This window comes from Helicobacter mesocricetorum (assembly GCF_900198605.1).
Taxonomy (GTDB): domain Bacteria; phylum Campylobacterota; class Campylobacteria; order Campylobacterales; family Helicobacteraceae; genus Helicobacter_D; species Helicobacter_D mesocricetorum.
On record NZ_FZPJ01000018.1, the window covers coordinates 16,441 to 38,579 of the forward strand.

Annotated in this window: 23 protein-coding genes; all 23 read right to left on the reverse strand. The window is 34.5% G+C overall.

Features of this window, described 5'->3' with window-relative positions; all coding sequences use genetic code 11:
* Positions 1-11 precede the first annotated feature (11 nt).
* Complete coding sequence (locus C6H18_RS05060; protein WP_104722024.1) at positions 12-566, reverse strand: thiamine phosphate synthase; 555 nt, start codon at positions 564-566, stop codon at positions 12-14.
* On the reverse strand, positions 562-1,245 hold the full coding sequence (locus C6H18_RS05065; protein WP_104722025.1) for a F0F1 ATP synthase subunit A: 684 nt from the start codon (positions 1,243-1,245) through the stop codon (positions 562-564). The genes C6H18_RS05060 and C6H18_RS05065 overlap by 5 nt, the downstream gene beginning before the upstream one ends.
* Positions 1,246-1,301: 56 nt before the next feature.
* Positions 1,302-1,793 carry an RDD family protein gene (locus tag C6H18_RS05070; RefSeq protein ID WP_104722026.1) on the reverse strand — a complete coding sequence of 164 codons (492 nt, stop codon included), beginning with the start codon at positions 1,791-1,793 and terminating at the stop codon, positions 1,302-1,304.
* Positions 1,794-2,405 (reverse strand): orotate phosphoribosyltransferase, encoded by a 612-nt coding sequence (pyrE, locus tag C6H18_RS05075; protein WP_104722027.1) that lies wholly within the window; start codon positions 2,403-2,405, stop codon positions 1,794-1,796.
* A 305-nt stretch (positions 2,406-2,710) separates the two neighbouring features.
* Positions 2,711-3,271, reverse strand: coding sequence for a ribosome recycling factor (gene frr, locus C6H18_RS05080; RefSeq protein ID WP_104722028.1), 561 nt, complete (start codon positions 3,269-3,271; stop codon positions 2,711-2,713).
* An 18-nt stretch (positions 3,272-3,289) separates the two neighbouring features.
* Complete coding sequence (gene secG, locus C6H18_RS05085) at positions 3,290-3,613, reverse strand: preprotein translocase subunit SecG (protein WP_104722029.1); 324 nt, start codon at positions 3,611-3,613, stop codon at positions 3,290-3,292.
* 62 nt (positions 3,614-3,675) lie between these two features.
* The gene (locus tag C6H18_RS05090; protein ID WP_104722030.1) at positions 3,676-4,215 is read right to left on the reverse strand and encodes a cytochrome b family protein; all 540 of its coding nucleotides are present in this window, start codon (positions 4,213-4,215) and stop codon (positions 3,676-3,678) included.
* Between the two features lie 8 nt (positions 4,216-4,223).
* Positions 4,224-5,225: a protein-methionine-sulfoxide reductase catalytic subunit MsrP gene (gene msrP / locus C6H18_RS05095; RefSeq protein WP_104722031.1), complete on the reverse strand. Its 1,002-nt coding sequence runs from the start codon at positions 5,223-5,225 to the stop codon at positions 4,224-4,226.
* Between the two features lie 29 nt (positions 5,226-5,254).
* Positions 5,255-6,916 carry a protein hydE gene (locus tag C6H18_RS05100; protein WP_104722032.1) on the reverse strand — a complete coding sequence of 554 codons (1,662 nt, stop codon included), beginning with the start codon at positions 6,914-6,916 and terminating at the stop codon, positions 5,255-5,257.
* Between the two features lies 1 nt (position 6,917).
* Positions 6,918-7,454, reverse strand: a complete 537-nt coding sequence (locus C6H18_RS05105; RefSeq protein WP_104722033.1) for a HyaD/HybD family hydrogenase maturation endopeptidase — start codon at positions 7,452-7,454, stop codon at positions 6,918-6,920.
* 8 nt (positions 7,455-7,462) lie between these two features.
* Positions 7,463-8,140 (reverse strand): Ni/Fe-hydrogenase, b-type cytochrome subunit, encoded by a 678-nt coding sequence (gene cybH, locus C6H18_RS05110; RefSeq protein ID WP_104722034.1) that lies wholly within the window; start codon positions 8,138-8,140, stop codon positions 7,463-7,465.
* Between the two features lie 13 nt (positions 8,141-8,153).
* The gene (locus C6H18_RS05115; RefSeq protein ID WP_104722035.1) at positions 8,154-9,890 is read right to left on the reverse strand and encodes a nickel-dependent hydrogenase large subunit; all 1,737 of its coding nucleotides are present in this window, start codon (positions 9,888-9,890) and stop codon (positions 8,154-8,156) included.
* Between the two features lie 12 nt (positions 9,891-9,902).
* On the reverse strand, positions 9,903-11,054 hold the full coding sequence (locus C6H18_RS05120) for a hydrogenase small subunit (RefSeq protein WP_104722075.1): 1,152 nt from the start codon (positions 11,052-11,054) through the stop codon (positions 9,903-9,905).
* 134 nt (positions 11,055-11,188) lie between these two features.
* Positions 11,189-11,983, reverse strand: a complete 795-nt coding sequence (locus C6H18_RS05125) for a rod shape-determining protein MreC (protein WP_104722036.1) — start codon at positions 11,981-11,983, stop codon at positions 11,189-11,191.
* Positions 11,984-11,986: 3 nt separating this feature from the next.
* Entirely contained in the window at positions 11,987-13,021 is a 1,035-nt protein-coding gene (locus tag C6H18_RS05130; RefSeq protein ID WP_104722037.1) for a rod shape-determining protein, read from the reverse strand.
* Between the two features lie 22 nt (positions 13,022-13,043).
* Entirely contained in the window at positions 13,044-14,294 is a 1,251-nt protein-coding gene (gene clpX / locus C6H18_RS05135; protein ID WP_104722038.1) for an ATP-dependent Clp protease ATP-binding subunit ClpX, read from the reverse strand.
* Entirely contained in the window at positions 14,287-15,090 is an 804-nt protein-coding gene (lpxA, locus tag C6H18_RS05140; protein WP_104722039.1) for an acyl-ACP--UDP-N-acetylglucosamine O-acyltransferase, read from the reverse strand. Before lpxA ends, clpX begins: the two co-directional genes overlap by 8 nt.
* Positions 15,087-15,569 carry a 3-hydroxyacyl-ACP dehydratase FabZ gene (gene fabZ / locus C6H18_RS05145; RefSeq protein WP_104722040.1) on the reverse strand — a complete coding sequence of 161 codons (483 nt, stop codon included), beginning with the start codon at positions 15,567-15,569 and terminating at the stop codon, positions 15,087-15,089. Before fabZ ends, lpxA begins: the two co-directional genes overlap by 4 nt.
* 44 nt (positions 15,570-15,613) lie before the next feature.
* The gene (glcD, locus tag C6H18_RS05150) at positions 15,614-16,993 is read right to left on the reverse strand and encodes a glycolate oxidase subunit GlcD (protein WP_104722041.1); all 1,380 of its coding nucleotides are present in this window, start codon (positions 16,991-16,993) and stop codon (positions 15,614-15,616) included.
* 8 nt (positions 16,994-17,001) lie between these two features.
* Positions 17,002-17,817 carry a plasminogen-binding N-terminal domain-containing protein gene (locus C6H18_RS05155; RefSeq protein ID WP_104722042.1) on the reverse strand — a complete coding sequence of 272 codons (816 nt, stop codon included), beginning with the start codon at positions 17,815-17,817 and terminating at the stop codon, positions 17,002-17,004.
* A 141-nt stretch (positions 17,818-17,958) separates the two neighbouring features.
* Positions 17,959-19,761 carry an ATP-dependent DNA helicase RecG gene (recG, locus tag C6H18_RS05160; RefSeq protein ID WP_104722043.1) on the reverse strand — a complete coding sequence of 601 codons (1,803 nt, stop codon included), beginning with the start codon at positions 19,759-19,761 and terminating at the stop codon, positions 17,959-17,961.
* Entirely contained in the window at positions 19,762-21,003 is a 1,242-nt protein-coding gene (locus C6H18_RS05165) for a M16 family metallopeptidase (RefSeq protein ID WP_104722044.1), read from the reverse strand.
* A 50-nt stretch (positions 21,004-21,053) separates the two neighbouring features.
* A complete protein-coding gene (locus C6H18_RS05170) occupies positions 21,054-22,139 on the reverse strand; it encodes a dehypoxanthine futalosine cyclase (RefSeq protein WP_104722045.1) in 1,086 nt (361 codons plus the stop codon).

Consider the following 22,139-nt stretch of genomic DNA (forward strand, 5'->3'; position numbering starts at 1 on the left):
AAAATATTTTATTAATTAAGAAAATATCGGATTGAGGCAAAAGCTTTTATAGAAGTTGTCGCAATTTTAAGGAGAGCTTGTGAATCTATAATACCTCCCAAAGCAAAAATTTCCGCCCTATAATCTTCTAAATGCAAATTATTTAAAAACTCTAACCCAAGAGGCTCTCCTTTATTGGGGATTGCAAAGATAGGGCTAATAGTAATTCCATTGACACCTAATAAATCCACTTTTTGCAAAATTTCTTCTGTGTGTGCGCTAAAAAAAACCAGAGAAAATTTTCTTTTCGCTTCTAAAATTAAATCCATTTGTGAAGCATTGCAATGCAATCCATCAAAGCCAAATTCTATCCCTAATTCAAAATTTGAATTAATAAGACTTGGAATTTTATATAATTGATTAAGTTCTAAAAAGATTTCTAAAAGCTTAGGATTAAAAGCTAATGTTTTATCGCGATAACAAGCAAAGTGGATTTTGTGGGTATCAAGAATCCTCCTATAAAAGTCACAAAATTCTAAAGGAGTCGTGGGATAAAGAGTTGGAGAAGTAATGAGGTAAGCTTTAATGCGCTTCCTCGCTTACCAAAACAGCTCCTGCTAAAAAGACATAAGTTAAAATCATAAAGATAAATGCTTGTAAAAATGCCATAAAAGTGAGGATTAAAAATGCAGGGAGAGGTGCTACCCAAGGTGCTAACATAAGCATAACAAGTAAAAACATATCATCGCCTTTAATATTTCCAAAAAGACGAAATGACAAAGAGACTAAACGAGAGCAATGAGAAATAATCTCAATAGGAAACATTAAGGGTGCTAGTAAGGGTACAGGACCTGCAAAATGAGAAAAATATTTGACTATCCCAAAAGTCCTCATTCCTTCGAAATTATAATAAATAAACACAATCAAAGCTAAAGTAAGTGTAAAACTAAGACTTGAAGAAGGGGCTTCAAAACCGGGAATAATACCAATAGCATTGGCTAAAAAAACAAAAAGTGCAATCGTTGCAGTAAGGGGCAAATACTTTCTAGCTTTTTCTTCCCCTATAACATCTTTTGCCATAAAAATAATACCACCTAAAAAAACCTCAAAAACATTCTGAATAGCACCAGGCACTATTTGCATCCTTGAAGTTGCAAGTTTCGCTAAAACAATAGCAATGATGGCGATTAAAATTGTATGAAATGCGATAATAAAATCGTGATTATGGCTAATTAATCCCGCAAATGTAAAAAGTCTCCCATCCATATTTAGCTCCCAAAATAAAAATTTCTTAATTATGCCAAAAAAATTTTAATATTAAATTAACTTTTACTAACAACTGAAGTCTTAAGGATTAAATCATACATTGTCTTTTTATCTTTTCTCCACAAAGGAGACAATACACCAATAATTATAGAACTAGAAATAAGAAACAAAATAAACCTAACAAAAGCAAAGAAGAAAGTTACTTTTTTACCATCATCCCGAATAAGCAATAAATCATAAGCCTTTTTACCGGGAGTTTGAGACTTAAACTTTAAAAACAAAGAAACAATCACACCATAGAGTAAGACCCCCACTAAAGGACCCCATATAGATTCACGAAAATCTTTTGCATTCCCTATAACAACATAAGTAAGCAGATATAAAATAGGAATATAAATCATAAAAATATCAACAATTTGAGCCTTTAGCCTTTGAATAAAACTAGCTGAAGCAATCTCGTAATTCTTAGAATTTTCATATAATGTTTGATTTAAATTTTCTTGAGGATTTTGTTTAAACCTCCTCCAATGTTTTGCGTTTTTACCCATTTAATTCCCGCGACTACCGGGCTTAATAGCAACACTACCTTGCTTACATAAAGGACAATTTGTAGCCTCATAGGTATCAAAAATAAAATCTCCTAAAGCAAATAAAGGTAGAGAGGAATCTAACTTACATTCTGTGGTATCACTAGTCTTAAGAGCGTTAAATCTCTTACAAATTCCACGATTAGCTAAAGCTGCATAGGCAACAACTTTTCCCCCTAGAGATTCTACGATTTTAGCGCATTCCATAGCAGAACCTCCGGTGGTAATAATATCCTCACAAACTAAAACCTTCTCAGACTTATGTATCTCAAAACCCCTTCTTAGAGTCATTTCTCCATTAACGCGTTCTGTAAAGATAAATCTCACACCAAGGCATCTTGCAAGCTCATAACCCGCCAAAATACCTCCTAATGCAGGAGAGCAAACACATTCCACTTGTATTTTAGATTCTTGAATAAGTTTTGCTAAAGATTGTGCCAATTCATAAGCTACTTTTGGATTTTCCAAAACTTTGGCAGATTGTAGATAAAAGGGGGAATGTTTTCCACTACTTAACAAGAAATGCCCCTCTAAAAGCGCATTTGCCTCCTTATAAATCTGCATAATATCCATAAACTCTCCTTATTTAGACTAAAACTTCCTCTGAAAGCTATCAAATTAAAGCATTTAGCACATGGCAATCATACCAATACTTCTCACTTATTCCACTTAAATACAATGTTGTTTTAAATTTTAAAATACAAACTCCTCTCCACTACCTTTGACATTATCTCCCAAGCCAAATAAAGCCTTTTTGAGTATGATTTCAAGATTTTCATTTTCTAATTTTTATTTAAATACCCTTTGAAAATATCTTATTTAACAATATAAGAATATCTCCAATTGCTACAAGGTAATTATAAAACTTCTATTCTCAACTAAATTTTTAATAGTTCTTCTTCTTTATGTTTGACTAACTCATCAATTTTTTTGACCGCATTATCGGTAAATTTTTGAATCTCATCTTGACCTTTTTTGGATTCATCTTCACTAATTGCCTTATCTTTTTCTAGCTTTTTAACCTTATCATTAGAATCTTTGCGAATGTTCCTAATGGCTATTTTTGCTTTCTCACCAATATTCTTAGCTTCTTTAGCAATCTCCTTTCTTTGCTCACTCGTCATTGGAGGAAAAAAGAGTTTAATGCACTCACCATCATTATTTGGATTGACACCAATATTAGCCTCTTGTATTGCTCTTTCAATATCTTTTAAAAGGCTTTTTTCCCAAGGTGTTATAGCAATAGTATTTGCATCTTGAACAATAACAGAACCCACTTGATTAAGGGGAGTTGGGGTATCATAATAATCAACACAAATAGGTTCGACAATCGAAACAGAGACCTTTCCACTCCTTAAAGTTCCAAATTCTTTTTTCATAGATTCAATACTTTTATTCATTATCTCTTGTGTGTGTCTGTAAATATCTTGCAAACTCATTTTCTTCCTTTAGAATCTTTACTTCTCTTGTGGTAACACTGGAATATTTGGTGCAGCTGGGGCTTGATTGTCAATTTTAGGGGAAACACTTACATTATCTAAAATAGAACTTTTAGAATCTTGTAAATAGAGATAGCCTAAGGCAATAGTATTAAGAACAAACAAAAACCCTAACCCAAAAGTCAATTTTGCTAAAAATCCAGCAGGTCCCTTTGCGCCAAACAAACTCTCATTGCTCCCACTATAAGCTCCAAGTCCTATGCTTGAGCTTTTCTGCAACATTACAATAATTGTAACAAGAATCGCCAAAACAAATTGCAACACCAATAAAATTCCACTCATAATTTGCCTCGAAAATAAAATTCTTGAGATTCTACTAAAACTTAACTAATACAAGCATAAAATCAACCCTTTTTAAAAGCCATCACGACTTTAAAAGAAAGGATTAGTAAAATCACAAAAGCACTTAAGAGATAGCTAAGGGATAGGATTTTTTGAATTAACAAAAGATGGATAAGCGCAAAAACAATCGCTACATAAACCGCATAATAGAGCTTCAAGCGATAGAAATATCCTCCAAATAAAAAACAAATCCATAATAAAACAAAGCTTAAAAACCCAAAATACAGATAATATTTACTTTTTAACTCCTCTACAATCAAGAGAAAGTTCCAATCAAAATCTATCGCAAAAAAGATTCCACTATGCACAAGTGCGCTAACTAAGGCTAATAATCCAAAGCTTTTTTTAATAGCTTTAAAAACAACCAAAGAAGCCACCAAAAAGCCAATACTTACCCATCCGCTAAAAAAATATAAACTTGCTAAGGGGTCAGCAAAATTGCCAATTTGATAGCTTTCCACACCTAATACAATCTGCCATAAAAGGAGAAAAATTCCAACCATTAAGAGGATTTCTAAAAAGATTCTATAACTCTTTTTCACCTCTGTCCTTAATAAAGTTTTTTTCTATCAAGCCCTGCGTAAAGATGCTCAACCTCTTTGGCATAACCATTCAAATATAAAGTCGGAATTCTCCCTCTTTGTCCAATTACGCGCTCACTGCTTTGAGACCACCTGGGGTGTGAAACTTCAGGATCGACATTGCCATAAAAGCCATATTCTCTAGGATTTTCTTTCTCCCAAGTTGAAATAGGCTGCTCTTTTAAAAATTCGATTTTATTAATAGATTTAATCATCTTATAGCCATATTTCCAAGGAACTACTAATCTAATGGGCGCACCATTTTGTGGCAATAATCTCTTTTTATACATTCCAACAGCAAGCATAGATAGAGGATTCATTGCTTCATCAAGCCTTAAACCTTCTTTATAAGGAAAATCAAGGAAGCTTGTCCCCATACCAATTCCAAGCCCTAAAAATCCTCCTTGCATTCGGAATTGCTTAGGATCATAAAGAGTAGTAAAGCGAATATATTTTGCCGCTTTGGTAGGTTTAGCAAAATTAATGAATTCTCTTAACTCAAACCCAATCCAAGGAATCACCATACTCCAAGCCTCTACACATCGAAACCGATAAACTCTCTCTACTAGAGTCATTTTCGCAATCAGCTCTTCAACATCAATTGCAAAAGGTTTCTGCACCTCCCCTTCTATACTAATGCTCCAAGGTGAGGTTTTTAGAGAGCCTGCATTATTTTTTGGATCACTCTTAGAATATCCAAATTCATAAAAATTATTATAACTTGTTGCCAATTCTTCTGGAGTTGGGAATATAACATTTCTATTAATTTTTAACATTTCTTTGTCGCTCATTGGGCGATAATGCAAATTAGCCGTTTTAGCAATATCCGCTAAAAGATTTTCCGCGCTCAACGCAGCGACCAAACTACCAGCCCCAAGCTTTAGAAACTTTCTTCTTTGCTCAAAAAAACCTTCAGGGGTTACCTTTTGATATTCTTTAGCAGTAACTGATTGATATTTAAATTTTTTCATATAAAATTCCTTAAACTAAAAGTGGGATCTTACAATAAAAAATCTATAATTTCGGTAGAAAACATCTCGGAATTTTTAGGTAAATAATGGATAAATTGATCCAAAAATTGCTTATTTAAAAATATCTCACCGCAAACGATAATACCCTTAGTGTTATAGCTCTCTTCCATATCTCGACTAAAATTGGCAAAAAACTCAGCAAAAGAATCTACAATCCCAAAACATAATAACTCTTTTTCCACCCCCGCTAGTTTAAAACTCATCACAGAGCGCAAAGTTTTTAAAGTATCAAGATAAACTTTTCCCTCATCATTGCGTTCTAATTTAAAATCAATACGCGGTCCTTTTTGCCCCACAAAATTTGATGCGCATTCTAAAACTTGGTAGGCAAGGGACATTAAATCCATAGAATCTACTTTAAAATCCAATAAAATCCCACACATTCCTATTAATTCCAAAAGATTGGAGGATATTTTTGATTCTTTAGGATAGGTTTCTAACTCACTTATTAAATCTTGGTTTTCTCTAGTGAAGTTTTTCAACAAAGATTGCGTGGTTTTATTAAACACCTTTAATTCTTCAATCCTCAAAGCAATATTCGATTCAAAAATAAATTCTAAGGGTTCTTTAAAGCTCTGATTAAAATAAAGCATAAAACGGGTTTGCCCTCTACCTAAATAAAGTAAATTTACCTTTTCTAATTTGTCTCTTAAAATAATGTTTTCAAATTCTTTCATAACAGAATGAGAAATATCTTGTGTTGTTGCAAAATGATGCTGAAGAATTAAAGAATTCTTACCCACACTAACAAAAGTTGGGGAAGACTCTTGAGCAATAAAATAACAAAGCCCAAGCTCTATTTTTTCTTCTTTTAAAGGCAATAAATATAAACCGCTATACTCTTCTAAAAATTTTGTCAAAAGAACCAAAAGTGGCTCATAGGGCAAAACACACGACACAAAAGATTGGGAGAAAAATTCCATAAAAATGGATTTTGGCTTTAACTTTATAAGGGGCTTTTCTAAAGTTGCTAAAGCTTGAAGTTCTTCTTGAGAGGTTTTAAAAAATATTTGGGCATTATTCAAACAAAAAGGCATAAACCAATAATCACCCTCTATTTTTGCAGGATTCTTTTCATCTAGTAAAACTAGTTCCCTCTTCCCATAAATAGTCTTTAAAAAAACTCTCTGCTTTTTCTTCAAAGCTTGGGATAAATGCTCCAAAGAATCTTCTAATAAAGCCTTTGAATCTATGAGCTTTTTACCCTCACTACTAAAAAAACTCAAAGGAGTTTGAGTAAAATTAATAAAATCTCCCCATAAATTACAAAAGTTTTCATTGTTCTTATCCGTGATTACCTGCAACTCTAAAGCACTAAGATAAGAGGAAAAACTAGGATGGCAAATTTCTAAAGGAGGCTCGTTAGAGACTTCATCTTCTCCTAATATTTTCATCTCTTTAAAACCCCACTGCAAAGAGAGCGGAATAACTTTAGATAAGTAATTGGTAAATTCTAAAACAACAGATTCCTCACCAAAGACTTGGAGAGAAAACTCCTTATCATCGCCATAAAATTGACCTTCTAGGGAATATCGCTGAAGCGAATTGTCTAAAATTTTTACAATAAAATTCTTAACATTTTGCGAACTTTGGAACTCTTCAATAAAGCCAAAAACAAGAGAAATTTTCACTCTAATAGCCCTTATAAGAAAAACGTGCAACTTCTTGCAAGGGTTGATTATCTCTTTTGCAGACTTTTATAGCTAAGGATTCCAAATACTCAATAGCTTGTGTTTCCATAATTTTTGCCGCTTGTAAAATTTCTTTGGATAATTCAAAGGTTGGGTCTGTGTCAATAACAAAGGGCTTCACGCCTAAAATCTTTGTAGGGGGCAGGTCCCCTAACATCTCAATCATTCTTAAAGTCTGGAGCATTTCAACTTCGTGCGCACTTCCAGCCCAAGTAATATTATTAGGAACAGCACTAAAATCAAAAAAATAAACATCACCCACTTTGGCATCATTAGCATCTATACAATCTAAAATTAACACGTTATCATATTGTGTAATAAGGGGAATCAAATGTTGAGCCATAGTCCCACCATCGACAATATCAACACTATTCTCTCCGCTAAAAGTATAATTTACTTTAAGGAGATTTGAAAGATGAACTCCAATTCCCTCATCTCCAAATAAAATATTGCCTATCCCTAGAACTAAAATCCTCAAAATTATCCCTAATGTTGTCCATCTTTTTCGAATTTATAGCCACCAACAATAGTATCAACACCTGCTCCAGGGTATCTTATAGAATTCCAAACAGCCATATAAATATGCACAGGGAGAAAAATAATAAATGCCCAAGTTAAAATATGATGAATCCCCCTAACATTTGCAATCCCTCCAAATAACACCTCTAAAGGTCTAAGAAAAGACAAGAACCCACCAAGTCCTTCGTGAAATACATGTGCATATAAGATTAATCCCGTAAGGGAAATAGCAAAAATTAAAAACATTACACCTATATAGGTTGCAAGCTGAATAGGATTATAAGCCCCTTTTATACGAGGATGTGATGCTATAAACAAATAAGTTCCTATGATCTTAACCCACACAATAGGATTAACGAGATCCAAAAATGAACGTCTCTCTATGTGGCATTCTTTAGAAAAAAGAAAAATATAAACTCTAAAAATTGAAACTGCTATCAACAAAAACCCAAAAATCAAATGCCAACTACGCATTAAAGCATACAAAAATCCTACTGGTTCGCCGGTAAAATTATTGGGTGCTAAAAAGGGATAAGCGATATAAAAACCTGTTGCCATTAATGCAAAGATAGAAAAGGCTCTTATCCAATGGAATATTCTTGTGAGCCTTGAAAACTCATAAATGGACTTATATTTTGTCTCCATAATCTCCTCCTTTTTAGCATTTAAGATTCATCGCAATAGGATCAATTTTGTATTGCCCCATTTCATTTCCTTTTGTATCCATTAAATGCACAGAACAAGCAATACAAGGATCAAAAGAGTGGATATGGCGGATAATCTCCAAAGGTTGCGTAATATCTTGAATCTTTGTCCCAATTAAAGAGTGTTCATAAGGACCCATTTGCTCTTTAGAATCTTTTGGTCCAGCATTCCAAGTGCTAGGAACAACACATTGATAATTAGATACAACCCCATTTTTGATTCTAATCCAATGGCTAAGTGTCCCTCTAGGAACATTACCAATATAACGACCTTTATATTCTTTATTGTTATCAATCTTATACGGAGCGCAAGTGCTATGATCGCCAGTTTTTAGATTTTCAACCAAAGAATTAAAAGCTTCGATTCCATAATTTGCAGACAACTTACACTCTAATGCTCTAGCCGCTGTCCTACCGAGTGTAGAAAATAATGCTTCTACTGGCAAACCTGTATCCTTTAAAAATTGTGTGGCAATTTGAGTAATTCTAGGATTCTTGGCTGCTAACCCAACCACAATAGCGGCTAAAGGTCCTACTTCCATAGCATCTCCTTCATAGCGAGGAGATTTTATCCAGCTGTATTTTCCTTTAATATCTAATGCTTTTGTGTGAATGGGTGTGCCATCAGGACCAATAGTGTCAGCATCGACAAAACCTGTATAATTAGCTTCTGTCTCGCCATCATAAGGATGAAGTGGTTGATTATTTTTATACCAAGAATGCGTGGCTTCTTCTGTAATTAACTCCTCATTTAAATCAAAAAGCTTTGAAATATCACCATTTCTGACAATACCTGTGCTATATAAAGTCTCTTTTCTATTAACAGGTATCTCCGCGTGACAGAGGAAATTCCTTACTCCACAGCCTTTTAAAACACTTGGTTCATTTTTATACACTTCAGCTGCCATTACAATGTCTGCATAATAACCACGATTTACAAAATCCGCTACTTCCTTATATTTTGTTAGCCAATCTGCCAATCTTGTAGGATCTAAAATATCTACTACGCAAGTAACTCCACCAACTGTTAGGCTTTGAGGATGGGGTTGTTTAGCTCCAAAAATTGCCATAAGCTGGGCAGCGACCCTTTGAATCTCAAGGGCTTTAAGATAGTGTGAAAGAACGATAAGGTTTTGCTCTGGAGAGAACTTATAAGTCTTATGCCCCCAATAAGCATTAGCAAAAGGTCCAAGCCCTTCTTTAGCACTTGCAAATTTCTTCACCCTCTCTTGTATTGCTTTTAGCTCATCTGCTCCTGTGCCAATAGGATTATCGACATATTTAAAAGCAAGTTCAGAAGCTTTTTTAGGATCTGCTTTAAGGGCTGAAGTAATATCACACCAATCAAGCCCATGTAGATGATAAAAATGCACCAAATGATCGTGCAAGACTAAAGAAACATTCATCAAAGAACGAACCATTTCTGCATTAAAAGGAACTTGAATCCCTAAAGCATCTTCCACTGCTGAAATCCCTGCTTTATAATGAGAAAATGTGCAAACCCCGCAAATTCTTTGCACCATAAATCCAACATCTCTAGGATCTCTATTTTTCACAATTACTTCAATACCTCTCCACAAAGTAGAGCTAGAATACGCATCTGTAATCACATTATTATCATCAACAATCACTTCAATTCTTAAATGCCCTTCAATTCTAGTAATAGGATCAACGATAATTCTTTTTGACATAAGCCCCTCCTTTTATTGGTTATCTTTTTTGATATTTGACAATACAGCGTGAGCGGCTATACCAATTGCAGCAGCACCAAGCAAAGTAATCCCAATGTTATCAGCGGTTCTATCCGCTCCACCAAAAAATGGCGTATTATACAGCTTGTTAGCCATAGGCTCTTCAAAAGGACCCATATTATCCCAGAAATTTGGCTCACTACAGCCTATACAGCCATGCCCTGCTTGAATAGGCCAACTTGTATGAGAATTAAAACGCAATTTCGAACAATTATTAAAAGTATAAGGTCCTTTGCAACCCATCTTATAGAGGCAGTAACTATCTTTTGCACCCTCATCACCAAAGGCTTGCACAAATTCTCCTGCATCAAAATGTCCTCTTCTCTCGCAAAGATCGTGGATTCTAAGTCCATAAGCCCATTTAGGACGATTAAAGGCATCCACGCTTGGTAGAGTTCCAAAAAGAATAAAATGTATCACATTTCCTACGATATTTTTTTCACTTGGTGGACAACCAGGAACATTAATTACGGGTTTATTGATAACCTCTGAAAGAGGTTTTGCGGCGGTTGGATTTGGATTAGCTGCTTGAATCCCACCAAAGCTAGAACAAGTCCCAATGGCAAAAATAGCTGCGGCATGCTCACTTGCTTCTATGGCATTTTGCCAACCTGTTTTCCCGTGTGCGCCTATGGTTAAATATTGACCCTCTAATCCCGTAGGAATCCCACCTTCAACCATTAATACATAACGTCCTTTATACTTTTCAATAGCAGATTCTAAATTATGTTCTGCTTGAAATCCTGAAGCTGCCATAAGTGTTTCGTGGTATTCTAAAGAGATATAATCAAAAATCAAACTATCAATGCCCGGACCATCACTCCTAAGCAAACTCTCGCTACAGCCTGTGCATTCCGCCATATGTAACCAAATAACGGGTAATCTATCCGCAACTTCTGCAGCTTTTGCTGTAAGAGGAACAAAGCTAGCAGGAAGCGAAAGCATAGTCGTCATTGCTCCTGCCCATTTCATAAAATCCCTTCTTGAGATTCCATTTTTTCTTAAAGCTTTAGTAATACTATCTCCCTTTTTGAGAGCAGGAATTTTACAAATCTCTTCCAATCGCTCTTGAGCCTTTTCAAGAAGAGCTTGTTCTCTTTGCATTTCCATTATTATCTCCTTAATGCTATGAATTTTTTGGTAAAATTAAATTTATCCCTTTTATGCTTAAAAAATACTAAGTTATAAAAAATTATGATAATAACTTGGAGTTACAAAGGTCATATTTTCACTATTAGTTAGCGTTCATTCTCAATCTCTATGCCATCATTTTTAATATCTATAAGCCAATAAAACCGCACAACTTTATCTAAAGCAGGTTTAACAACTGCAATCTGATAACCGTGTCTATACTCTACGCTCTGCACTTCCCCTACTAAAATTTCGGGATAAAAAATATTATCATAGCCACTTGTATAGACAATATCCCCTATTTGAACAGGAGGAAAAAGAGGAATATAATCCACAATAAAGCCTTTATTGGCATCATATTTTGCAATACCGGGTATTTTATTCTCACCAATTACCGTGCTATAACTGCATTTCTCATCACCATTTAAATAACCTATCAAGCGATGATTTTCAAATTTAGCAATTCCCGCCACAGAATTATTATGTATAAGCCCAAATATAAGCTTATCATCAGGTCTCCTATCAAAATCAGATTGCAACCAAATCTTTACATAATTATTCATATCCACATACGAAATATTACGAACAAGATGAATATTTGGCAATTCTAATGATAACTTTGAGGAAACTGATTCTAAAAGCTGTTTATGTTCTACATTTAAGGCATTAAAAAAATATTCGATCTGTTGTTTATCTCTTAATTCATTATTTAAATGCTTGATTTGTTCAGCCTGTCGAAAATGACGAGTAATGATATTAATAATATTATTGTTAATATTTAAGATTCCTATTTTAATAGCATTACCAAGGTATAAAACTTCTGAATGAATTTCTTTAGATACTTTTGTAGAAACAAAAAGTATAGTAGCAATAAATACAATCCAAAGAAAAACTTTTTTCATTCATTACTCATAGGATAATTGTTGAAGGACATCAATTTCCTCTAAAGCCTTTCCTGTTCCTTTTGCGACACATAATAATGGCTCATCACCAACATAAACAGGCAATTTTACAATATCAGAAAGGTATTTATCCAAACCTCTAATCAAAGCTCCACCACCTGTTAAAACAATGCCATTTTCAACAATATCTCCAGCTAAATCTGGAGGCATTTGTTCTAGCACATCTTTTAGAGCATTAGAAATCTCTTTAAGAGGTTCCCTCATAGCTTCTCTTACATCTTCACTCGTTAATTCTATAGTATTTAACAATCCACTTACTTGATCCCTTCCTTTTACTTGCATATTAAGAGGTTTATCAAGACTAATAGCTGAACCAATCTGTATCTTTATCTCTTCTCCTGTCCTATCCCCAATAAGCAAACTATATTTACGACGCACATAATCCACAACAGCACCATCTAATTTATCTCCTGCTGTTCTTAGAGATTTTGAAATGACTAATCCACCAAGTGAGATAACACCAATTTCTGTCGTTCCTCCACCAATATCGACAACCAAGCTCCCTTTAGGCTCTTTTACGGGTAATCCCGCTCCAATAGCAGCTGCCATAGGCTCTTCTATTAAAAACACTTCCCTAGCCCCTGCACTAATAGCCGATTCTCTTACAGCTTTTCTCTCAACACCGGTTAGACCATAAGGCACACACACGATGATTCTAGGACGCATAAGAGCCTTTCTCTTATGGGCTTTTTCGATAAAATAACGAAGCATCTTTTCTGTCATATCAAAATCTGCAATCACGCCATCTTTCATAGGGCGAACTGCTAGAATGCTCCCTGGTGTTTTGCCAACCATCTCCTTAGCCTCATGCCCAACTGCTAAAACTTTATTTTTACCATAACGATCATTTTGCACAGCTACCACAGAAGGTTCATTAATAATAACGCCTTGACCTTTAATAAGCACAATGGTATTTGCTGTCCCAAGATCTATAGAAATATCGTGCGAAAACCAACCAATTATTTTATCTATCAACATATTCTCTCTCTTTTAAATAAATTTAAGCACTTTTTTTATTTGTTTTTTTGTGTTTAATCAATATAGGTTTTGCTGTCTTTAAGATTACCTCTTTGGTAATTACTACCTCATATTCTTTTAATTCAGGTAATTCATACATAATATCAAGCATCACATCTTCCATAATAGCACGCAAACCTCTAGCACCTGTTTTACGCTCTATTGCAAGATTAGCAATTTCTTCTAAAGATTCTGGCTTAAAAGTTAATTGAACATCATCTAAAGCAAAAAGTTTTTGGTATTGCTTCACTAAAGCATTTTTTGGTTTTTGCAAAATATTTATCATTGCTTCCTTGTCAATGTCTTGCAAAGTAGCTACCATATGTAAGCGACCAATAAGTTCAGGAATCAATCCAAAACTTACTAAATCATCAGGCTCTACATATTCTAAGATATTTCCATTTTGTTGTGTAAAGTTTGCGTGATTATTAAACCCTAAGGTATTACCACCTCTTCTTTTTTCTATAATATCTTTTAATCCATCAAAAGCGCCTGCGCAAATAAACAAAATATCTCTTGTATCAATTTGGATAAAATCTTGATTTGGGTGTTTCCTACCACCTTTGGGAGGAACATTCACAACGCTTCCTTCAATGATTTTTAAAAGGGCTTGTTGCACTCCCTCACCAGAGACATCGCGCGTAATGGAGCGGTTTTCAGAAAGACGCGAGATTTTGTCAATCTCATCAATAAAAACAATCCCTTTTTGTGCCTTTTTTACATCTCCATTAGCTTCTTGAAGCAATCTTGTTAAGATATTTTCAACATCCTCCCCGACATATCCTGCCTCTGTTAGACTTGTCGCATCACAAATTGCAATAGGGATGTTAAGAAATCTTGCTAAAGTCTGCGCCATCAAAGTTTTACCACTCCCTGTTGGACCAATTAACAAAATATTAGACTTAGCAATCTCTGTATCATCATCTTTAATATCCTGCATAACCCTTTTATAATGATTATAAACCGCAACACTAAAGACTTTTTTGGCTTTTTCTTGCCCAATTACATATTCATCTAAAATATTTTTTAACTCTTTTGGGGGAAGTAAAGCCGTAATTTCTTCAAACTCCTTTACTTTTTCAGCATCTTGATAAGGATTAAAATCACTTTCGCCAAAGAGTATTTTATAAGAAGCAATTACACAATTTTTACAAATGCAAACATTATTACCTGAAATAACAGGATTCTTATGCGTCTCCTCAGATTTACAAAAATCACAAATTCTTTCACTCATAACTTTTCCTTATAAAAGGGATTCCCCTTGTAGATTGGATAATAAACTCACACATTTTTACACTATTTTCATCACTCTCTTCTGCTAAAATTGTCTTAGCAATCTCTTTGATAGGATCATTGCCAAAAAACAAACGTTTATAAGTGTTATGAATCCTATCTACTTGATGATGTTCAAAGTTTTTCCTTAAGCGGTGCAAATTTAATCCTCGAATCACTGCGCGATTCCCCTCTGCTAGACAAAAAGGTGGAATGTCTTGAGAGAGCGCACTTGCCCCAGCTACCATCGCATAATCTCCAATCTTACAAAATTGATGAATAGGGGTTAATCCGCCAATATTAATGTGATTCCCCATAACAATATGCCCCCCTAAGGTAACACCATTTGCCAAAATACAAGAATCTCCAATAATACAATCGTGAGCAATATGCACATAAGCCATCAAAAGATTATTGCTCCCAATAATCGTTTGACTTCCTCCGCCCTCTGTTCCCGGATTGATCATCGTAAATTCACGAATCTTATTATTATCGCCAAAAATAAGCGCATTAGGCTCATTGTGGTATTTAAGATCTTGAGGTTTTGTCCCTAAAACTGCACAAGGAAAAACCTCATTATTTTTCCCTAAAGTAGTATTTCCTACTATGGTTACTTGGTTGTAGATTTTTGTATAATCACCTATTTTTACTTCTTTTCCTATCACGCAATAAGGTCCTATCTCCACCCCCTCTCCTATAATAGCACCCTCTTCTATAACCGCACTTGGAGAAATAATAGCAGTTTTTGCTATGCTCATTTATTTTTTCCTTGTGATTGGGATTCTTGATTCTTATCTACAATCATTGCTTTAAGCTCTGCTTCTGCGACCAATTTATCCTCCACATAAGCATAACCTTGCAAAACCCAAATCCCACCCTTTTGCTTCACGACCTCAAGCTTATAAACAAGTTTATCGCCAGGGCTTACGGGATTTCTAAATTTTGCTTTATCGATACTCATAAAATAAACAATTTTATCGCCTCTATTATTAGAATCCTCACCAAACATACTCACAAAAGCCAAAACACCCCCAGCTTGTGCCATACCTTCGATAATATAAACCCCCGGATAAATGGGTTGAATGGGAAAATGTCCATTAAAAACCTCTTCATTGATAGTTATATTTTTATAAGCTTCAATGCTCTTATTGGGCGTTAATGCAATGATTCTATCAACTAATAACAACGGATAGCGATGAGGCAGAATCTCTTTAATTTTTTGCACATCATAAAGCATTCTTTAAAATCCTTAATAAAAAATAAAGTGATATTATATCCATATTATAAAGCCATTTTTCCGGGGTTTAAAATATTATTAGGATCAAAGGCTTTTTTGATAGCTCGGAATAAATTCATCTCCTCTTGACTAAAAGCTAGATTCATAAAAGGAGCCTTTGAAAGCCCAATCCCGTGCTCTCCGCTTAAAGTCCCACCAAGCTCAACTGTAATCTTAAAAATCTCCTCAATCGCCTCGTATCCCTTTTTTAACTCTTCTTCTTTACTGCCATCAACCATTACATTAGTATGCACATTGCCATCCCCTGTATGTCCAAAACAAGGAATCACGACATCATATTTTTTAGAAACTTCAGAAATCCTCTCCAAAAGTTCTGGAAGTTTAGAGCGAGGGACTGTGATATCTTCATTGAGTTTTTTGCTCCCATAAATGGTTATGCTAGGGCTTGCGTTTTTTCGTGCAAACCAAAGATTTGCAGCCTCTTCTTGATTGCTAGAGACAATAAACTCACTCGCACCATTTTCATAAAATTTCTCTTGCACCTTTTGGATTTGATAAGCAATCTCCTCTTCTAAATTACCATCCACTTCGGTAATCAAAATCGCTCCAGCTTCCTTTGGCAAACCCTTGTGAAACTTTTCCTCAACAGCACGAATGGTTAGATTATCCAAAAACTCCATAGCCACAGGCGTAACACCACTTGCCATAGTTTTATACACCGCATTCATCGCAGATTGAATACTTGGAAATACGCCCATAGCACTTTTGGTATATTTTGGCTTACTAAGGAGCTTTAAAGTAATCTCTGTAATCACTCCTAAAGTCCCTTCACTAGCAATCAAAATCCCAGCGATATTATACCCAGCGACATCCTTGATAGTCTTTTTACCTGCTCTTATAATATCCCCATTAGGCAAAACTGCGCGTAAAGCCATCACAAAATCCTTTGTGATTCCATATTTTGCCGCTCTCATACCTCCAGCATTTTCGCTAACATTACCCCCCAAAGTAGAATAATGCTCACTTGCAGGATCGGGTGGATAAAAAAGCCCCACTGCTTCTACCGCCTTTTGAAGCTGCATATTAACAACGCCGGGTTGAACCCTTGCTACCATATTTTCCATATCAATCTCTAGGATTTGATTCATATGTTTTTCTAAAGCCAAAACAACCCCACCATTAACCGCCAAAGCCCCTCCTGTAAATCCACTTCCAGCTCCTCTTGGCACAATGGGTATCTTATGGGTGTTGCAATATTGCAAGATTCTACTTACCTCTTCTTCATTATGGGGAAACACGACACATTCGGGATATTTTCTCTCTTTGGTTGCATCATAGCAATAAGCACTTAAATGCGCTTTATCTTCAAAGCAATCCTCTTCTCCAACAATAACTCTTAAGTCTTTAATCTGCCCTTGTGTCATTTTTAGCCTTAAAAGATACTTTTAATACTTTGGGTAAAATAATTAGCAATGCGTCCAAAAAAAGTTGCATCCTCATCTCTAATCTCACCCTTTAAAAGTGCTTCAAAATACACATAATAATCTTGCGTTTTTACATCATTAATGATGTAAGAAAACCAGCTTTGATTAGCATTTCCAATGCGTGAATAAAAGGGAAGCATTCTCTCTTCAATAGATGCTCTTCCAGTAATATAATCTTTCTTTAACACGCTAAAAGTTTGGCAGTCTAAAACCTGCCCTTCATTAAGATTAACCAAATAAATTACACCTGTGGCATATTGCAAACATACTTGTCTAAAATCTGCTTTAACAGGTGCAGTATGCCCAACATCCATTAAATAGGCAGCAAACAAATCAGGATGAAGCCAAGTTACATCTGGATAGGCTGCTTTAATCTTTTCATAAATTTCTTGAGTTGGAGCAATTAAAAATGCCCTATCATTGAAAGCCCTAAAAATCACTTCATCACCATTTTTAGGGGTTAAAAAGGGTATAGGAAATGCCTTTTGCTCAAAACCCTTAAAAGATTCAAAAGCAATTTTTGCCTTATTATCTTTAATTTCTATAACGGCAGCTTTAGCTACAATTCCGGAACGATCCTTACTAAGCCAACGAATAATCTCCCCACTCTCTCCTACTTTTAAATCAAGCGCTGGAACATAGGCATAATGTTGAGAATCTTCGTCCATTTCAACAATTGGGACAATGAGTTTATTACCAAAAGGGGAAGCAAAAGCAAAAATATTAAAAAATAGAGAGATTATTAAAAATCTAAAATATCTCATAGGTTAAGCCCCAAATATTAGAATCTTTAGTGTTTTTATTATAATAAATTTTTTCTTTAAAGAATGTAAATTTTACGAATATGCACAATAAAACAAAACAAATATTCTAATAAACCAAAACCTAATATAAGCCCTTAATTGCTACCTATCTAAGCTCTCTTTGGCTGTTTTAATAATCCCTTCATCAGAACCTAAACTTACCCAAACAAATTGCTTTCCACTTTGTTGCTCACCACTTAATAAATCCCCACTATTTCTATATTGCAAATCTAATTTGGCGATTTCAAACCCATTTTGTATTTGACAAAACTTCTCTAAACGTTCAACCTTATCTTTATTAGTGTATAAAAAACAATAACCTTTTAATCCATTGCGACTAACCCTTCCCCTTAATTGGTGCAAGGTTGCCAACCCTAAACGTTCCGCACCTACAATTACAATAGTTGAAAGTTTCGGCAAAGAAATTCCCACTTCTACAAGTGTTGTTGCTAGTAAAATCTTTCCTTTATCCCTAAATTCTTCCAACACTAATTCTTTAGTTTTGTCCTTACCATAGGTAACATATACTCCTTGAAAATGCTTTTTCCAAAATATTTCGCCTTCCTTTAGAGGAACATAATTTCCATCTTTTCCCTCTTCTACAATAGGATATACAATAATAATCTGATACCCTTTAATAATTTCGTTATGGATATGCGCTAAAAGTTTTTTAAAATCCTGCTTATGAATAACCTCTGAATCAATATCCTTTTTATAAGGTAAATCTTCTATAAAACTAAAATCTAAAAAATTAGATTCAACCATTGCTAAAGTTCTAGGAATAGGAGTTGCAGAAAATTGTAAAATATGGGGACGCTTTAAGTCTTGCTCAAATTTTCTCTCCAAAGTATTACGTTGTGCAGTCCCAAAACGATGCTGTTCATCAATCATCACCAAAGAATAATCTTGTAATTCTTGGTATAAGAGTGCGTGGCTACCAATAAGAAAATCACTAGTATGCAAATTACCCTCTTTAGCACTTTGAGTAAATAGGGCAACCTTAACAAAGGAAGGTAGAAACTTTTGAGACTCTTCATAGATTTGTCTAGCCAATATAGAAGTTGGAACCATTAATAAGCTTTTATTAGGATATGCCATTATCACTGAAGCAAAAATAACTAAAGTTTTTCCACACCCAACATCCCCTATAATAACCCTCCTTGCAGCCTTGCTACTAGCAAGGGATTGTTTGATTTCATAAATAGCTTTCATCTGACCTAAAGTTAATTGAAAGGGCAAAGAATCTATCCAACTCTCAATCTCTCCCTCCAAAGGCTTCAAGCTTTGAAATTCTCTTTTTTTGGTTTTTAATTTTCGCATATATTCATAAATCTCTACAAACTTTAAAGAATCCAAAAAATCTCCGAAAAAACCTTTTTGTTTTTGAAAAGATTCAAAAAAATAAAAATTGGGTTGATAAATAACCAATAAAGCTTTTAAATATTTTAAAGGAATGCTTGGATAAGAGCTTTGGAGAGACTGCAAAGAAAGACTTTTAGCATAATTACATAGCAAAGTTTCTTTAGCCCCTTTTGTGCCAAAGGTTGGAAGAATCCCTTCTGAAGATTTTAAGACTTTTGGTTGAATGAGAGTATAATATGCGCCATTTTTTTGTATTTTGCCACTAACTATTAAAGACTTACCCACAACAAATATATTTTTGTGATAAGGTTTTGGGTTAAAAATAACAAGTTCTATTTCTCTATCAAACAAAGGAGCATAGCAAAGCACCTTCGCTGCTTTATAAGACAAATATTTTAATATCTCTACTTTTAAAACAGCTTGAGTATCTACCTCTAAAGTTTGTGATAAATTGCTATTAATATAACCTTTAGGAGTGAAGCTAAGCACAAATTCAAAAAAGGTTTGAATGCCTAGCTTTTTAATGCTCTCTGGAATCTCCAATTAATCTGCACTCACCACAGAAAAGGTTAATTGAGAAATCTCTTGATGATTTTTAATATAAGCATTCACATCTTCAAGCTTAAGGTTTTCAATTTCTTTTAGAATCTTGTTATTAAAATCAAGAGGCAAACCTCTATAATAATTAGCAAAAGCCGTATTTAATCGTTGTGAAAGCGTTTCATTGCGCAGTGGCTCACTGCCTAAGAGGTATTGCTTAGCCTCTTGTAGTTCTTGTTTTGTAATTCCCTTTGCTATAAATTCTTTCACCACTTCTTTAACAATATCCTTTGCTTCTGCTTCATTACTAATGCTTGTTTGCAAATAGCCTTGCGCATAAGAAATGGTTTGGTCTGCATTTAAACGCATAACCGCAGAATAAGCCAATCCGCGTTTAACCCGAATCTCCTCCATCATACGGCTACCAAAACCACTTCCCCCTAAGACAAAAGAGGCAACTTTAACCATCGCACTCTCTTTTTGGATATCCCAAATCTCCAAAGGAGAGCCAAAATAAATATAAGCTTGTTGGGTATCTTTAATCTGCCTTTTATATGTTTCATCGTTATGAACTTTAATGGGTTTAATTTCAACCGCTTTGCCTTCAGGCAAACCTCCTAAAATATCATTTAAAGCTTGAGTAATGGCTAAAAAATCAATATCTCCCCCTGCAACAACTATTACAGATTTTAAATTAATGAAAGTTTGGTAAAAATCTTGAATATTTTTTAAAGTAATTTTTCGGATAGATTCCTTTGTTCCGCTTAATGGATATTCTAAAACAGAATCCTTAAAAATCATAGCATTTAAAGCACGATTAGCCTGATAGTCAAAATCATTTTCTTTCTCCAAAAGAGATGCTAAAGAGATTTCTTTTACTTTATCTAAAGCAGCTTGTGTAAAATTTGGCTCTTGAACTAAAGCCTTTAGAAGTTTAAATCCAGCTTGACTCTCCTTTTTCATACCGCTTAATGTGAAGCTCATAGTTTCAAATCTACTCTCGACATCCAAAGAAAGAGCCTTTTCCTCTAATTTTTGAGAAAACTTTGTAACCCCTAAGGATTTAGTCCCCTCATTTAAAATATCACCCACTAAATCCGATAATCCATAAAGCCCTCCATTGCTAATCCCTCCTGCACCCTTAAAAATAATTTGCATATAAAACAAAGGAAGTTGGGCATTTTGCTCATAAATAATGGGAATATCTACACCCTTTATTTCAATATTTTTCAATTCAGCTGCCATTAAAAGTCCTTTTATTCCAAATAAAAATAAGAAATATGCAAGAAAAATTCTCACGAAAAACACTCCAAAATATCATAAGCCGTATTCCGTTTTGCAGGAATCTCTCCAATATCCTTAATTAAACTTATCATTTCATTTTGATTCATAGAATTTCTAGCCCCTGCTGCAGCAACTACATTTTCTTCCATCATCGTGCTACCTAAATCATTTGCTCCAAATAACAAAGCTAACTGCCCAATATAAGAACCTTGTGTAACCCAACTACTTTGGATATTAGCAAAATTATCTAAAAAAATCCTACTACAAGCCAAAAGCCTTAAATACCGATTGGAAGAAGCTTTATGTAAATGAGGAAGTTCTTTTTGCAAAGGAGTAAAGGCTGGTTGAAAACTCCATAAAATAAAGGCTCTAAATCCATTAGTTTCATCTTGCAAGTCTCTAATCCTCTGCCAATGCTCTACAATATCCTCATCTTCCTCTACACTTCCAAACATCATTGTAGCAGTGCTTTTCATACCAATTTGATGTGCTTGTCTATGAACCTCTATCCATTCATCAGAATCCAACTTTTTAGGCGCAATAATATCACGCACTTTATCACTTAATATTTCTGCTCCAGCTCCGGGGATAGAAGCAAGCCCACATTTTTGCAAACGTTTTAAAACTTCAGAAATAGAAATCCTTGAAATTTTTGCAATATAATTAATCTCAATAGCAGAAAAACCATGCACGGTGATTTGAGGGTATTTTTGAGTAATATGCAAAAGCAAATCTTCATACCATTCTATTTTTAAGCTTGGATGAACTCCACCTTGAAATAATATTTGTGTTCCTCCAATAGCAAGTAATTCATCGATCTTTTTATCAATTTCTTCAAAACTCAAAATATAAATGTCTTCTTCATTAATCCTACGTTTAAACGCGCAAAATTTACAATCTACCCAACAAATATTTGTATAGTTAATATTCCTATCTACAATAAAACTTGTAATATTATCAGGATGTAATTGTTTTTTAATGGCAAAAGCTCTTTCTCCTAATTCTTTTAAAGAGGCATTTTGCATCCAATCTAAAATCTCTTTACCGCTAACTCTAGGAAGTTTTATCTTTACACTATCTCTGTTTTTTAGCTGCAT